Here is a 15,056-nt window from a genome sequence, read left to right as displayed (position 1 = left end):
GGTGATTATAATGCAAGAATGGTGGAAAGAAGAAATTGTTTATCAAATCTATCCAAAGAGTTTTAAAGATAGTAATCATGATGGGATAGGTGATATTCAAGGAATTATTGAAAAATTAGATTATTTAGAAGATTTAGGTGTGACAATGCTTTGGATTTGTCCTGTTTATCAATCTCCAATGGATGATAATGGTTATGATATTTCTGATTATTATCAGATTCATCCAGATTTTGGAACAATGGAGGATATTGATGAACTCATCCAAAAAGCGAAAGAAAGACATATCAAAATTATTATGGATTTAGTGATTAATCATACTTCTGATGAACATGCATGGTTTCAAGAAGCATTGAAAAATCCTGATAGTCCTTATCGAAACTATTATATTTTTAAAGAAGGAAAAAATGATCAACCCCCAACAAACTGGCGTTCTGTTTTTAGTGGTTCTGTTTGGGAAAAAGTCCCTCACGAAGACAATATGTATTATTTTCATTCTTTTTCTAAAAAACAACCTGATTTGAATTGGGAAAATCCTCAAATGCGTGAAGATATTTATCGTATGATTAACTGGTGGTTAGATAAAGGGATTGCTGGTTTTAGAGTTGACGCTATTAACTTTATAAAAAAGGATCAAAGTTGGCAAGATGGTCCAGTAGATGGTGCTGATGGTTTATCTTCATGTTTTGAATTTGCAAGAAATCAACCCGGAATTGAAGTCTTCTTTAAAGAATTAAGAGAAAAAACATTTGATGTTCATCAATGTATGACTGTTGCTGAAGCTGTTGGTGTTCCTTATCATCAATTAGATATTTTTATTGGTGAAAAAGGTTGTTTTTCAATGATGTTTGATTTTAATTATTCGCATATTGATATTACTGAACATGAAGAATGGTTCCCACTTCAAAATTGGACAATGCAGGAATATAAAGATAAGTTATTTTTAAGTCAAAAAGAAATCTTTAAAACAGGATGGTGTGGTGTCTTTTTAGAAAATCATGATATGCAAAGAAGTTTAAATAGACTCATTCGTAATCCTCAAGAACGTACTCCTAAAGTTGCAAAAGCATTAGGTCAATTATTTATGTTTTTAAAGGGAACACCTTTTATCTATCAAGGCGAAGAAATTGGAACCATCAACAATCATAGACTTTCTATCAATGATTTTGATGATCTTAATTCACATGCTCAATATCGTAGAGCTTTACAGGAAGGTTATAGCGAAGAAGAAGCTTTAGACTTTGTCAATCGTCGTAGCCGTGATAATACACGTTCACCTATGAGCTGGAACAATCAACGTTATGCTGGATTCAGTGATACAAAACCTTGGTTGGCTAATAATGAATATTATAAGGAAATCAATGTTGCTGGAGAAATCAATGATTCTGATTCTGTCTTATCTTATTATAAACAGATGATTGCGTTAAGACAAAATCCTTTATATCATCAGACTTTTGTTTATGGTGATTTTACTCCATTAGATAGTGAAGAATATGTCATTGCTTATATAAGACAAGATAAACAAAATCAAATCTTATGTATTCAAAATCTACAAAATAAAACAACATCATTCCCTCTAGAACACTACTCAAAGGTTCTTTTATCCAATGATGACATTCATATTTATGATCATCAAATTCAACTTTCTCCATATCAATCTATGATTATACTTTTATAAGAGGGTTACAACATGCAACAAATTAAACAATTCAACAATAACGTTATGATTTATCCTATATATCAAGAACAATCTGTATGCCAAGATATCATTGATACACTAGGATATGATATCACTCAAGATATTGATAAGGACTTTTCTAAAATCACTCAGATTCATACTTTTGGAAAATATCCTTTCTCTTATATTCTCTTTGTAGGTCTGGGAAAACAAAATGAAATCACAACAGACAAGCTAAGAAAGATAGCTACTACTGTATCCAAAGATATCAAGCAATCTGTACAGCTTGTTGTGAATCATTTAGATAATCAATCAATATTGGTAAGAGCCTGGTTAGAATCACATATCTTAGCTCAATATGAAGAAAGAAAGATCGGACATGATGCGAAACCTATCATGAATATGGATGTTCTTGCATCAGTAGATGTTCAAGATGAAATCAATGAAGCTAGCATCTATGGCGAAGGTATCAACTATGCCAGAAGACTGGCTGATACACCATCTAATCTAATGACACCAGATGAAATGGTCAAGGAATCCATTCAGTTGGCTAAAGATTATGGTATGGAATGTACCATTCTTGATAAGGCACAGCTAGAAGATATGAAAGCAGGAGGAATCCTATCAGTCAATCAGGGAAGTGATATTCCTGCATATATGATTGTTCTTAAGCATAATGGAGATGGTGACAATGCATATAAGGCAGTGATAGGAAAAGGGCTGACATTTGACTCAGGAGGATACAATCTTAAAGGAAATAGCTATGGAATGAAATATGACATGTGTGGAGGAGCAGATGTGCTAGGAGTTATGCAGATACTGGCAAGAAGTCAAGCGAAGACAAATGTGTATGGAATCGTACCAGTCACTGAGAATCTTGTTAGTGGAAAGGCATATAAACCACAGGATGTCATCACAACATTATCTGGAAAAACAGTAGAAATCACGACTACCGATGCCGAAGGAAGATTAGTTCTTTGCGATGCGATGACTTATGCTAAACAACTTGGTGTTCAAGCCATCATTGATTTAGGAACATTGACCGGTCCAGCTTTAGGCGATGTCTACACAGCTGTTTTCAGTAATGACGATGACTATTATCATAAATTTGAAGAAGCTATGAAAGCAGCAGATGAAAAAGGATGGCGATTACCATTAGATCAAGAATATTTTGATAAATTAAAATCAAATAGTGCTGATATGACAAATTGTTCAATGACACTTGGTGGTGATGCCAGTGTTGCGGCTAACTTTTTAGAAGCATTTGTTGAAAAAGACATACAGTGGATTCATTTGGATATTGCTTCTACTGCAAAAAAACCAAATATTGGAGCAACCGGAGTCATGGTTAGAAGTATCGCAGTATTTTTAGAGTAGTAAAAAAGCTGTAAGAAATAACACATTATAAAAAAGACAATACTGCTAGTATCATGCTGATATATCTTGTCTTTTTTGATACAATTAAATTATGGTAATTTATTTCAATTATATTTATGATTAGATTTGAAAATAATCAATCTCAATGATAAGATTTTTTCTTTTAAAAGGTGTTCTTTTTGAAAAAAGAAAAGTGAAAATGGTTTTTCAATTTAAAAGATATAGCTATGTAAAAACATTGCGTACAAAAGCAGAAAAAAATGGGATGAAATCAACCCTTTAAAAACAATTATTTCGTTAGCTTTTTCTTCTCAAATGATAAAAAGTATATAATTTTACAATTATCAAGCGTTATGGTAGACTATAACCAAAAGAGCATAAAGCATGAATGGATAATATAATGAGAGGAGAAAAATATGCACCTTATTCTAAGTGATCGAAGAATAGATTTATCTACAGAAGATGAATCAACCTATAATTTGATTGACCTTTCAGAATTAAACATTACAAATTGTGTCGGCTGTTTTAGTTGCTGGGTAAAAACACCTGGAAAATGTATTATACGTGATGATGCTATTAAAGTTTATCCTAAAATTGCATATAGTGATAAAATCATTTATGTAAGTAAAATTAAATATGGTGGTTATGATACCATCATGAAAACAATGTTAGAAAGATCTATCCCCGTACAACAGGCATTTATTCGCTTATTGCACGGAGAAACACATCATGTACAAAGAAACGTTGCCTTGAAACATGCCGTTATTATTGGCTATGGTAATATATCGGATGAAGAAAAAAATATTTTTAAACAACTTATTAAAAGAAATGCTAAAAACATGTGTTTTGAAAGCTATCAAATTATTTTTGTAAAGGAAAATGAACTTGAACAAACTGTAAGGGACGTGATATCATCATGGGAAAAATAATGATTATTAACGGAAGTCCTCGTGCTCCAAGATCTAATTCGCAAAAATATGCAAAAATATTTCAAGCAAAGAGTCCAATGCCAACTGAATATTTTACAATCACAAAGAATAATCACTTAGAACTTTGTAAAAAGATGAATGATTTTACGCATGTTTTACTTGTTTTCCCACTTTATGCAGATAGTATACCCGTAACACTATTAAATTTCCTAAAAACATTGGAGATAAATTCTCCAAGTCAAAAGCCTAAATTTTGCATCATGATAAATTGTGGATTTATAGAGCCAAATCAAAATGATATTGCTGTAAAGATGATACAATTCTTCTGTCAAAGTCAAGGATATTCATTTGGATCAGTTTTACGTATTGGTAGTGGTGAAGCTATATTAACAACACCTTTCCAAAAATTAGTTGAATGGAAGATTAAAAAATTTTCTTTAGCAATCACAAAAGAAAAAAATGTATCCTTGAAAGTAACAATGCCTTTGCCAAAAAAAGTTTTTGTAAAAGCATCTACAAAATATTGGGAAAATTATGGAAAAAAGAATGGTATTACAAAAGAGCAAATGTCAATAATGGATATTGAAAACTAGATACTATTTTAGACTAAAAAGGTATAATTAAGTACCTTTTTTAAGTTCTCTATCTTCAATACAAACAACTCTAATAATCAAATTAACACTTATAACAATGAAATTGATTAATTCCATATCATTATTGTATATTCATGGTTCACAATAGTATAGAAAATATATTGCTAAGCACGAGAAAATATGAAATACACCCGGTTTATGAAACGAGGACTAATAGAATTCTGATATCATTCAATAACATAGACATTAAAAAGAGCTGAAACAAAATCAACTCTTTAAAAAATTATTTTGTTACAGCCCATTTTTAGTCTAATTCAAATTGTCCCGTATATAACTGATAATAACGTCCTTTTTGTGCAATCAGTTCATCATGACTACCACGTTCAATAATTTCACCATGATCTAATACCATAATAGCGTTAGAATTTCTAACTGTTGATAATCTATGAGCGATCACAAAAACTGTACGATTTTCCATTAAACGATCCATGCCTTTTTCAATTAATTTTTCAGTACGGGTATCAATCGAACTTGTTGCTTCATCTAATATCAAAACAGGTGGATCAGCAATTGCTGCTCTGGCAATGGCCAATAACTGACGTTGTCCCTGTGATAGATTTGCTCCATCCCCACTCAACATTGTATCATAGCCATTAGGCAAACGTTTAATAAAGCTATGAGCATTCGCTAATTTAGCTGCTTCAATCACCTCATCCATTGTCGCATCCAGTTTTCCATAACGAATATTATCAGCAATCGTTCCAGTAAATAAATGTGTATCTTGTAAAACAATAGAAATAGAATGTCTTAAATCATCTTTTTTAATGAGCTTCACATCAATACCATCATAAGTAATACTTCCACTAGAAATATCATAGAAACGATTAATCAGATTTGTAATCGTTGTTTTTCCTGCACCTGTACTTCCAACAAATGCAATTTTTTGTCCCGGTTTCGCAAACAAATTAATATTTTTCAAGATTGGAACATTTTCTTCATAGCCAAACACCACATCATGGAAACGCACATCACCCTTTAATTCGACAAGCTCAATACTTCCATCTGGTCTAGGATGACGCCATGCCCAATATCCTGTATGTTCCTGACATTCACTTAAATGGCCATCTTTATGTTTACGCACTCTTGTTAATGTAACTTGACCATCATCAATTTCTGGTTTTTCTGACATCATATCAAATATTCTTTCAGCCCCTGCCATAGCTGCTAAAATAAAATTCAACTGTTGTGTAAACTGATTAACAGGTTGTGCTGTTTGTCTGACAAAAACCAGATAAGAAGATAAACTTCCTAAATCCATAAAACCAGAGATTGTTAAAAATCCACCAATACAAGCAACAATAGCGTAATTAAAATAGGAAATACTAACAACTGTAGGAATTGTTCTTCCTGAATAAGTCAACGCATTAGTCGCAGCCTCCTGTAAAATACGATTACGACGATTAAATTCTTCAATATTAGCCTGTTCATGGTTAAACACTTTTACAACCTTAACACCATCAACCATTTCTTCAATAAAACCATTCAAATCACCTAATGCCGCCTGTTGTTTAGAGAAATAATGTTTACTTCTTTTTGTTAAATATTGAATCATAAAATACATAATCAACATACAGGCAAAAACAATTAATGATAATTGCCAACTTAATACAAAAATTAAAATCAATGTTCCTACAATCATAATAAAACTTTGAATTAAATTATCAAAACAGTTATTTAAAGCATCTTGAACTGTATCAAGGTCATTTGTAAAATGACTCATCACTTCCCCATGTGTATGACTATCAAAATATTGAATAGGTAATTTTTGTGTTTTATCAAATAAATCTTGTCGCATTTCTTTAACAATCTTTTGAGATGTATGCACCATCAATTGTTTATAGATAGCTGTTGAAGTTGCCCCAATCATATATACAACAATCATAAAAATAATAAAACGGACCAATCCCTGATAATCTCCCGGCATTAAATATTGATTAATGACCGTACGAATTTGAAATGTTCCCCAAAGATTAATTCCTGTACTAATAATAACTAAAACAGCTACACTGCTTAAAGCATATTTATGATATCCAATATACTTTTTAAAGGAGCTTAATGTTTTCATCATATCTTGAGGTTTTGCATTTGTAATTTGTCTTGCCATTATAAACCAGCTCCTTCCATTTGAGAATAATAAATATCTTGATAAATCTTATCTTGTGACAGTAATTCATCATGCGTTCCTATCGCATGAATATGCCCATCATCTAATATCACAATCTGATCAGCATGTTGAACACTGGAAACACGTTGAGCAATAATGATTTTTGTTGTATCTTTTAAAGATGCCAACCCTTCTCGAATACTGGCTTCTGTGGCCGTATCTACTGCACTTGTAGAATTATCTAAAATCAAAACTTTTGGTTTTTTTAATAATGCTCTGGCAATACATAATCTTTGTTTTTGACCACCTGAAACATTGACTCCACCTTGTCCCATATCAGTTTGATAACCTTCTGGGAAATTTTTTATAAATTCATCCACACAAGCAATGTGACAAGCCCATTCAATGTCTTCATCACTTGCATTTTTATTACCCCAAAGCAAGTTTTCTTTAATCGTTCCACTAAACAAAGTATTCTTTTGTAAAACCATTCCTACACTATCTCTTAAATGTTCTACAGAATAATTTTTCACATTACGTCCATCAACCAAGACTTCTCCTTCACTAACATCATAAAGTCTAGGTATCAACTGTACTAAGCTCGTTTTCGCTGAACCCGTTCCTCCCAAAATACCAATCGTTGATCCTGCAGGTATGTGTAAATCAATATCTGTTAAGACATATTCTTTAGCTGTTGATTTATATTTAAAATAAACATGGTGAAAATCAATCGTACCATTTTCGACAATTTCTGATGTATTTTGTGGATCGTATATATCTGGTACTTCATCAAGCACTTCAATAATACGTTCACAACTGGCAATGGATCTTGTCAACATTAAAAAGACATTAGAAATCATCATCAATGCATTTAATATCTGCATGACATAGCTTAAAAAACCAGTCAATTCTCCAACTTTCATCGTTCCAGCTAAAATCATCTGTCCACCAAAAAATAAAATAGAAACAATCGTTAAATACATCACATATTGGAATAATGGCATATTCCATACTGAAGTACGAAAGGCTTTTTCACTATTTTCTCTTAAATTTTCATTCATGCCTTCAAATTTTTCAGATTCATACCCTTCTCTGACATAAGATTTAACAACACGAATAGCATTTAAATTTTCCTGGACAACTGTATTAATATTATCCATACTTGATTGCATAAACTTAAACAGTGGTCCAACTTTTCTTACGATGACAAATAATCCAATCCCCAATATAGGTGTAGAAACCAAAAATATAAGAGCTAATTTTGCATTAATAGTAAAAGTAAAAAATAATGCCAACAAAAGCATAAAGGGTGCTCTGACTAATGGTCTAATTCCATTACATATCGCATTTTGAATAATAATAACATCACTTGTTAAACGGGTAATTAAAGACGACGTTGAAAAATGATCAGTATTCGCAAAAGAAAAATTCTGAACTTTTTCAAATTCATCTTTTCTCAATTCGGCTCCAAATCCTTGTCCTGCCGTAGCTGCAAAACGAGCATATAAGACTCCTAAAACATAAGCAATACAGGCACAAACAACCATCAGTATGCCTTGTATGACAATATAATTTGTATCTTTATTGGCTACACCTACATCAATAATATTAGCCATCAATACAGGTATCACAAGTTCAAAAACTGTTTCTCCAATAATACAGGCACATGCCAGTAAAAAATAACGTTGATATTTTTTTGCATATGGCCATAAACGTTTGATCATATTTTCCCCTCCTATAAAATCTCTTTTCCTGTTAAATTCGTATACATACGAGATAAATAGTCTTGAAACTGCTGTTTCTCCTTTTCACTAAATCCTTTTAAAGAAATCTGTTCTATTTCTAAACAATGTTCATCCCACTTTTCTAAAGCCTTTTGTCCTTCAACTGTTAAATTCAGTTGATAAGCACGTTTATTTTGAGGATTAATAGCTTTTGTAATCATACCCTTTTCTTCCAAGTTATCAAGAATCTTACTCACTGTAGCACTTTCAACATCACATTCTTTTGCAATATCTTTTAACTTACAATCTTTATGATTTTGAATATATCGTAGTACTTTTGGTTGACCGGGTGATAAACGAAAAGCATTCATATTCATTCGATTCTTTTGCCTTTGGGCATGAAAAGCTTTAAAAACCAACATATAAAAAGGTGTTTTCATGATTTCCTCCTTTCATTAGTATGCTAATTATTAGTACACTAACAATTATAGTCTTATTCCATCTTTTTATCAAGAGAATTGTATGTTATTTCATTTGCTTGTTAAAAATACGAGTGCTATAATACAAAAAGAAAGAAGGTCGAATAAATGAGTAAAGTAGATATTATTTCTGGCTTTCTCGGAGCTGGAAAGACAACATTAATCAAAAAACTTATTCAGGATTGTTTAGGTCATGAAAAAGTTGTTTTAATTGAAAATGAATTTGGTGAGATTGGTATAGATGGAAGCTTCTTAAAAGAAGCTGGAATTGAGATTACAGAAATGAACTCTGGATGCATTTGTTGTTCATTAGTGGGTGATTTTAGCGAAGCTTTAAAACAAGTCGTAGCTAAGTATCATCCTGATCGTATTATTATTGAACCTTCCGGTGTAGGAAAACTTTCTGATGTGATTAAAGCTGTTGAAAATGTTCATAGTGATGAACTTCAGTTAAATAGTTTTGTGACAGTTATTGATGTTAAAAAATGTAAAACATATTCATTGAATTTTGGAGAATTCTTTAATAATCAAATCGAATATGCTTCTACAATCATTTTAAGTCGTACTCAAGATGTTTCTATGGATAAAGTTCAAGAAGCTATTGATATTATTAAATCAATGAATACAACTGCTTCGATTATCACTACAGCTTGGGATGAGTTAGATGGACAAGTTATTTTACAGACAATGGAAAATCAAAATTCTTTACAGGATATATTAATGAAAGAAGCAGATATTTGTCCAGAATGTGGCCACCATCATGAACACGGTGAACACTGCCACCATCACGAACATCATCATGGACATGGCGAACATTATCATCATCATGATGAACATCATGAATGTTGTCACCATCATCACGAAAATGAAGAATGTCATCATGGACATCATCATGACCATGAATGTGGATGTGGTCATCATCACCACCATCACGCAGATGAAGTCTTTACAAGTTTAGGAAAAGAAACTGTTCACACTTATACACAGGAACAGTTAGATCAAATTCTTCAGATTTTATCTTCATCTCATGAATATGGAGATATCTTGCGTGCAAAAGGTATTTTACCTACACCAGATAAGAAATGGCTACACTTTGATTTAGTGCCTGGAGAATATGAAATTCGTTTTGGTAGCGCTGATTACACTGGTCGTATCTGTGTTATCGGTAAAGATTTATTAGAAGACAAAATTTATGAATTATTTGGAGTAGAATAATGAATACAAGAATCTATTTATTTACAGGATTTTTAGATAGCGGAAAATCATCTTTTATTAATGATACCATTACAACAACTGATTTTTGTCAAAATGAGAAAACTGTTTTAATTGTCAGTGAACAAGGTGAAAAAGAATACTCACAAGAAGAAATTGAATCGTTCAATTGTGATATTGTTTATATTCATAAAGAAGATGAATTTAATAAAGAATTTTTACAGGAACTTGAAAACAAATATCATCCAACCCAAGTTTTAATGGAAGTCAATGGAATGTATAATGTTGATAATATTGTTGAATGTGAAAAACCTGATGATTGGGAAGTTGTCCAAGTTTTAACAACCATCAATGCTAAAACTTTTGCTTTATATATTCAAAATATGCGTTCTTTACTTTATCAACATGTTAAATACAGTGATTTACTTATCTTCAATCGTATTGATGCATCTATGAAAAAATCTTTTTTAAGAAATAACATTAAAGCCATCAATTCTACATGCCAGATTATTTATGAAAAAGAAGATGGAACTGTGAATACTTTAGAAGATGATGAATTACCATTTGATATATCTCAAGATGAAATCCATGTATTAGATCATGATTTTGGTATATTTTGTATGGATGCTTTAGATCATCCAGACAAATACAATCAAAAGAAAGTCACATTAAGAGGTAAATTTATTGGCAGAGATAAACAGCTTGAAGATGGATTTGTATTAGGACGTTTAGCTATGGTTTGTTGTGAAGAAGATACGTCTTTAATTGGTATGGTCTGTGAACATCCTGCTGCTAAACAACTGATTCCTAATGAATGGGTTGAAGTCACTGGAACAATTGATGTTCAATATGATTCAGATATTAACGGAAATTTCTGTTTATTAAAAGTGGATGACTTAAAAGTCATTCCACCACTCAAAAACGAATATGTCACTTTTGATTAGAGGATTCCAAATCCTCTTTTTTATTTATATCTTTGACCATGACAATTAACCTTATCATGACTGTTATTTTTAATATAACTTTAACCATAACATTTATATCAAAAGACTTATTATCATTCCTACTAAAACATTACGAATTTGGTTCTACAAAGTATTGATAAACACTATCTTCTATATGAATATCTCTTGAGTTCTTTATACTAAATCTAGATTTAGTCATATTATATTGATATATAAACGATTGAGTACTACTATAATCATAAACTCTGATTGAAGGACTTTAAATAAAAAGAGCAATGAAAAATATGATAGAGCCTATAATACAAAATGTTCCCATAACACGCATCAAAGCGATATACAACTCTGAAGGTTCTCCATTTTTTACATCCCAGAAATGTTCTATTTTCCACAACAAATCTGGTTTTACTACCATTGTTATTCCCAGTAATAACAATAACACAATCCAAATATATTTCATCGTAACCACATCCTTTATCTTTATTTTAACATACTCTTTTCTTTTGCATAGAATTTCAATCAATAAAATTTGAACTTATGCTCCCTTTCATGTATAATGTTTATGCTAAAAAGAGGTGAAAAAATGGAAGGTTTTTGGTATGAATTAAAACATGTGTGTAAACAATCAGGTGCAAGATATGGTATTTTACATACACCTCATGGTGATGTTGAAACACCTATGTTTATGCCCGTTGGTACACTTGCGACAGTGAAAGGTATTTCTCCAGAGCAATTAAAAGAGATGCATTCTCAAGTCATTTTAGCAAACACTTATCATTTATGGTTAAGACCTGGTGAAGATGTAGTGAAAATGGCTGGAGGATTACATAAGTTTATGAATTATGATGGTCCTATTTTAACTGATAGTGGTGGTTTTCAAGTCTTCTCTTTAGGAAAGACAAGAAAGATTGAAGAAGAAGGGGTCACATTTAAAAGTATTGTTGATGGGAAAAAGTTATTTTTATCTCCTGAAAAATCTATTCAAATTCAAAATGATTTAGGTGCTGATATTATCATGAGCTTTGATGAATGTGCTCCATATCCTTCTACACATGAATATATGAAAAAAAGTGTGGAAAGAACTCTGCGTTGGGCAAAACGTGGTAAAGATGCTCATAAGCGTAAAGACCAAGCTTTATTTGGTATTGTTCAAGGTGGAGAATTTGAAGATTTACGAGAGTTAAGTGCTAAAGAATTGGTAAAAATGGATTTTCCTGGTTATTCTATTGGGGGAACAAGTGTTGGTGAACCTAAAGATGTCATGTATAAGATGATCGCTGATGCCGTAAAATGGTTACCAGACGATAAACCACGTTACTTAATGGGGGTTGGTAATCCTATTGATTTAATTGAAGGTGCTATTCGTGGTATTGATATGTTCGACTGTGTTTTACCAACAAGAGTCGCAAGACATGGTGCATTAATGACACATCATGGACGTATGAATATTAATAATGAAAAATATAAATATGATTTTACACCTATTGATGATAAGTGTCATTGTTATACATGTCAAAATTATACTCGTGCTTATTTAAGACATTTACATAAATGTGATGAATTATTTGGAAAGAGTTTACTTTCTATTCATAATGTAGCATTTTTATTACAATTAAGTGAAGATATCAGAAAAGCCATTCAAGAAGATCGTTTATTAGATTTTAAAGAAGAATTTTTAAATAGTTATGGTAGAGATGTATATGAAAGGGCGTTTTAAATGAAATTAAGTGAATTTGATTATAACTTACCAGAAGAATTGATTGCACAAACTCCTCTACAAAAAAGAGATACTTCTCGTTTAATGGTTTTAAATAGAAAAGAAAGAACCATTGAAGATAAACATTTTTATGATATTTTAGATTATCTACATGCTGGTGACATTTTGGTTAGAAACAATACAAAAGTCATTCCTGCCAGACTTTATGGAACAAAAGAGGAAACAAATGGTCATGTTGAAGTTCTATTATTGAAAGATTTAGGAAATAATGTATGGGAATGTTTAGTAGGAAATGCCAGAATTGTGAAAATGGGTACAATCATTACTTTTGGTGATGGTTCTTTAAAAGCAAAATGTATTTATATTGGTGAAGAAGGGATTCGTCATTTTGAGATGATTTATGATGGTATCTTTTATGAAATCTTAGATCATTTAGGTATGATGCCTTTACCGCCATATATTAAAGAAAAATTAGAAGATTCTAGTCGTTATCAAACAGTTTATGCAAAAATTGAAGGTAGTGCTGCTGCCCCTACAGCAGGTTTACATTTTACTGATGAGATTCTTGAAAAGGTTCAAGAAAAGGGTGTTGAAATCTTAGATGTCACACTACATGTAGGACTAGGTACATTTAGACCTGTCAAAGTAGATGATGTTTTAGAACATCACATGCATAGCGAATTTTATATGATTGATGAAGAAACTGCACAAAAATTAAATACAGCTAAAGCAAATGGTCAACGTATTATTAGTGTAGGTACAACTTCAACAAGAACTTTAGAAGCGAATTATAAAAAATACGGACAGTTTAAAGTAACACAGGAAAGTACAGATATTTTTATCTATCCCGGATATCAGTTTGAAGCGATTGATGCCTTGATTACGAATTTCCATCTTCCTAAATCTACTTTAGTAATGCTTGTCAGTGCATTTGCTGATAAGGAGTTTATTATGAAAGCTTATCATCACGCTGTGGAAGAAAAGTATCGCTTCTTCTCATTTGGTGATTGCATGTTTATTCAATAATGAAAATAAACTATGATTTAAAATTACAGGAAGAAATTCAAAAATTAGGCAATTGTCATCCTTCATTATTATTACATGTCTGTTGTGGTCCATGTTCAAGTAACGTTATTAAAGAATTAAGTGAACATTTCCAGATTACGATTTATTATTCTAATTCTAATATATATCCACCAGAAGAATATCAAAGACGTTTTCATGAACTTTTATCTTTTATAGAAAAATTTAACCAAGACTATCAACAAGATATTAAAGTCATTGAAGACCCTTATAACAATGCAGAATGGATTTCTCATCTCTATCCTTTAAAAGAATATCCTGAAGGAAGTGTGAGATGTAAGCTTTGTTATAGTTTGAGAATGCGTAGAACCTTTGACTATGCTAAAATACATCATTTTGATTATTGGACAACAGTTTTAAGTGTTTCTCCACATAAAAATAGTCAATGGATTAATGAAATTGGTCATCAATGGCAGTGTGATTCTCCACGTTTTTTATATGCAGATTTCAAAAAGAATAATGGCTATTTAAAATCTACACAAATGACAAAAGAATATGGAATGTATCGCCAAAACTACTGTGGTTGTATGTTCAGTTATGAAGAAATGCAAGAAAGAGAAAAAAGAGCTCAAAATCATATAGATTAAGAGTTCTTTTTTCTCTATTTCATTTTATACTTCTCCTATTTATAAATATACTTTAATACATCTTCTTCGTTATGTATTTCAAATATATGGATAATAATACTATCAAGCGTTTCTTCTTTACTATTAACTATCTTCATCTCTAAATCTGGTGTGAGTTTGCCTAATAGTTTTTTTAATTGAATCAATACAACACTTAACTTTCCTTGTTGTTTTCCTTTTTCCATACCTGATTTCTCTGCATCTTTCCAGAATGAATACATTTCCACTGTTCCTCCATCTCCTTTCATTTTTTTCAGTATGTCTTCTCTCCCTGTCAATGTTGCCAGTACTCTGGCTACCGCTTTTGTAATGATCATCTTCTTTAATCCTTCTTCATCTTTTCTCCATATTATCTTTAATCCACTGATGACCTTTTTATTGTCTTCATTTTTCAGTAGGTTTTCATCCATCTCCTTCATGTCTACAACCCTCATCTTCCAGTCATTCTGTTTTCTCTTGATTTCCTCTGGTCCTTTGACTCTTTCCAGCAATGATGTCACGGCATTCCATTTCCC

At 31.5% G+C, this 15,056-nt stretch carries 14 protein-coding genes; 9 read left to right on the top strand and 5 right to left on the bottom strand.

Annotated elements, in window-relative coordinates; genetic code table 11:
• Positions 1-10 precede the first annotated feature (10 nt).
• The 4 genes from B5E75_RS01385 (at position 11) to B5E75_RS01370 (ending at position 4,574) form a co-directional block, all read left to right on the top strand.
• The gene (locus B5E75_RS01385) at positions 11-1,675 is read left to right on the top strand and encodes a glycoside hydrolase family 13 protein (protein ID WP_087357015.1); all 1,665 of its coding nucleotides are present in this window, start codon (positions 11-13) and stop codon (positions 1,673-1,675) included.
• A 12-nt stretch (positions 1,676-1,687) separates the two neighbouring features.
• Entirely contained in the window at positions 1,688-3,052 is a 1,365-nt protein-coding gene (locus B5E75_RS01380) for a leucyl aminopeptidase family protein (RefSeq protein WP_087357014.1), read from the top strand.
• 416 nt (positions 3,053-3,468) lie between these two features.
• Positions 3,469-3,981: a flavodoxin family protein gene (locus B5E75_RS01375; RefSeq protein ID WP_087357013.1), complete on the top strand. Its 513-nt coding sequence runs from the start codon at positions 3,469-3,471 to the stop codon at positions 3,979-3,981.
• Positions 3,969-4,574: a hypothetical protein gene (locus B5E75_RS01370; protein WP_087357012.1), complete on the top strand. Its 606-nt coding sequence runs from the start codon at positions 3,969-3,971 to the stop codon at positions 4,572-4,574. Before B5E75_RS01375 ends, B5E75_RS01370 begins: the two co-directional genes overlap by 13 nt.
• Before the next feature lie 304 nt (positions 4,575-4,878).
• On the opposite strand, the gene B5E75_RS01365 is transcribed toward B5E75_RS01370, so the two are convergent.
• From B5E75_RS01365 to B5E75_RS01355, 3 genes are read right to left on the bottom strand one after another with little or no spacing between them, the layout of a single operon-like run.
• A complete protein-coding gene (locus B5E75_RS01365) occupies positions 4,879-6,738 on the bottom strand; it encodes an ABC transporter ATP-binding protein (protein WP_087357011.1) in 1,860 nt (619 codons plus the stop codon).
• A complete protein-coding gene (locus tag B5E75_RS01360) occupies positions 6,738-8,462 on the bottom strand; it encodes an ABC transporter ATP-binding protein (protein WP_087357010.1) in 1,725 nt (574 codons plus the stop codon). Before B5E75_RS01360 ends, B5E75_RS01365 begins: the two co-directional genes overlap by 1 nt.
• A gap of 11 nt (positions 8,463-8,473) precedes the next feature.
• Positions 8,474-8,902: a MarR family winged helix-turn-helix transcriptional regulator gene (locus tag B5E75_RS01355; RefSeq protein WP_087357009.1), complete on the bottom strand. Its 429-nt coding sequence runs from the start codon at positions 8,900-8,902 to the stop codon at positions 8,474-8,476.
• 147 nt (positions 8,903-9,049) lie between these two features.
• On the opposite strand from B5E75_RS01355, the gene B5E75_RS01350 reads away from it, so the two are divergent.
• Together B5E75_RS01350 and B5E75_RS01345 are read left to right on the top strand one after the other, a co-directional pair.
• Entirely contained in the window at positions 9,050-10,156 is a 1,107-nt protein-coding gene (locus B5E75_RS01350; RefSeq protein ID WP_087357008.1) for a CobW family GTP-binding protein, read from the top strand.
• Positions 10,156-11,097 carry a TIGR03943 family putative permease subunit gene (locus tag B5E75_RS01345; protein ID WP_087357007.1) on the top strand — a complete coding sequence of 314 codons (942 nt, stop codon included), beginning with the start codon at positions 10,156-10,158 and terminating at the stop codon, positions 11,095-11,097. The genes B5E75_RS01350 and B5E75_RS01345 overlap by 1 nt, the downstream gene beginning before the upstream one ends.
• Before the next feature lie 280 nt (positions 11,098-11,377).
• Here the strand turns inward: B5E75_RS01345 and B5E75_RS01340 are convergent, their stop codons facing one another.
• Complete coding sequence (locus B5E75_RS01340; protein ID WP_087357006.1) at positions 11,378-11,575, bottom strand: DUF6199 family natural product biosynthesis protein; 198 nt, start codon at positions 11,573-11,575, stop codon at positions 11,378-11,380.
• Between the two features lie 123 nt (positions 11,576-11,698).
• On the opposite strand from B5E75_RS01340, the gene tgt reads away from it, so the two are divergent.
• Genes tgt through B5E75_RS01325 form a run of 3 tightly spaced genes read left to right on the top strand, consistent with a single transcriptional unit; the run spans position 11,699 to position 14,502 of the window.
• Positions 11,699-12,832, top strand: a complete 1,134-nt coding sequence (tgt, locus tag B5E75_RS01335; protein ID WP_087357005.1) for a tRNA guanosine(34) transglycosylase Tgt — start codon at positions 11,699-11,701, stop codon at positions 12,830-12,832.
• Positions 12,833-13,858 carry a tRNA preQ1(34) S-adenosylmethionine ribosyltransferase-isomerase QueA gene (gene queA / locus B5E75_RS01330; RefSeq protein ID WP_087357004.1) on the top strand — a complete coding sequence of 342 codons (1,026 nt, stop codon included), beginning with the start codon at positions 12,833-12,835 and terminating at the stop codon, positions 13,856-13,858.
• Positions 13,858-14,502: an epoxyqueuosine reductase QueH gene (locus B5E75_RS01325; RefSeq protein ID WP_087357003.1), complete on the top strand. Its 645-nt coding sequence runs from the start codon at positions 13,858-13,860 to the stop codon at positions 14,500-14,502. The genes queA and B5E75_RS01325 overlap by 1 nt, the downstream gene beginning before the upstream one ends.
• A 35-nt stretch (positions 14,503-14,537) precedes the next feature.
• On the opposite strand, the gene B5E75_RS14500 is transcribed toward B5E75_RS01325, so the two are convergent.
• The coding region (locus B5E75_RS14500) for a DUF4351 domain-containing protein (protein ID WP_087357002.1) at positions 14,538-15,056 on the bottom strand (519 nt) is incomplete at its 5' end.

Origin of the sequence: Massiliimicrobium timonense, assembly GCF_002160865.1 — a bacterium.
Classification (GTDB): domain Bacteria; phylum Bacillota_I; class Bacilli_A; order Erysipelotrichales; family Coprobacillaceae; genus Allocoprobacillus.
The sequence above is the reverse complement of the archived record's forward strand: the minus strand, read 5'-3'. Positions and strand labels throughout refer to the sequence as shown.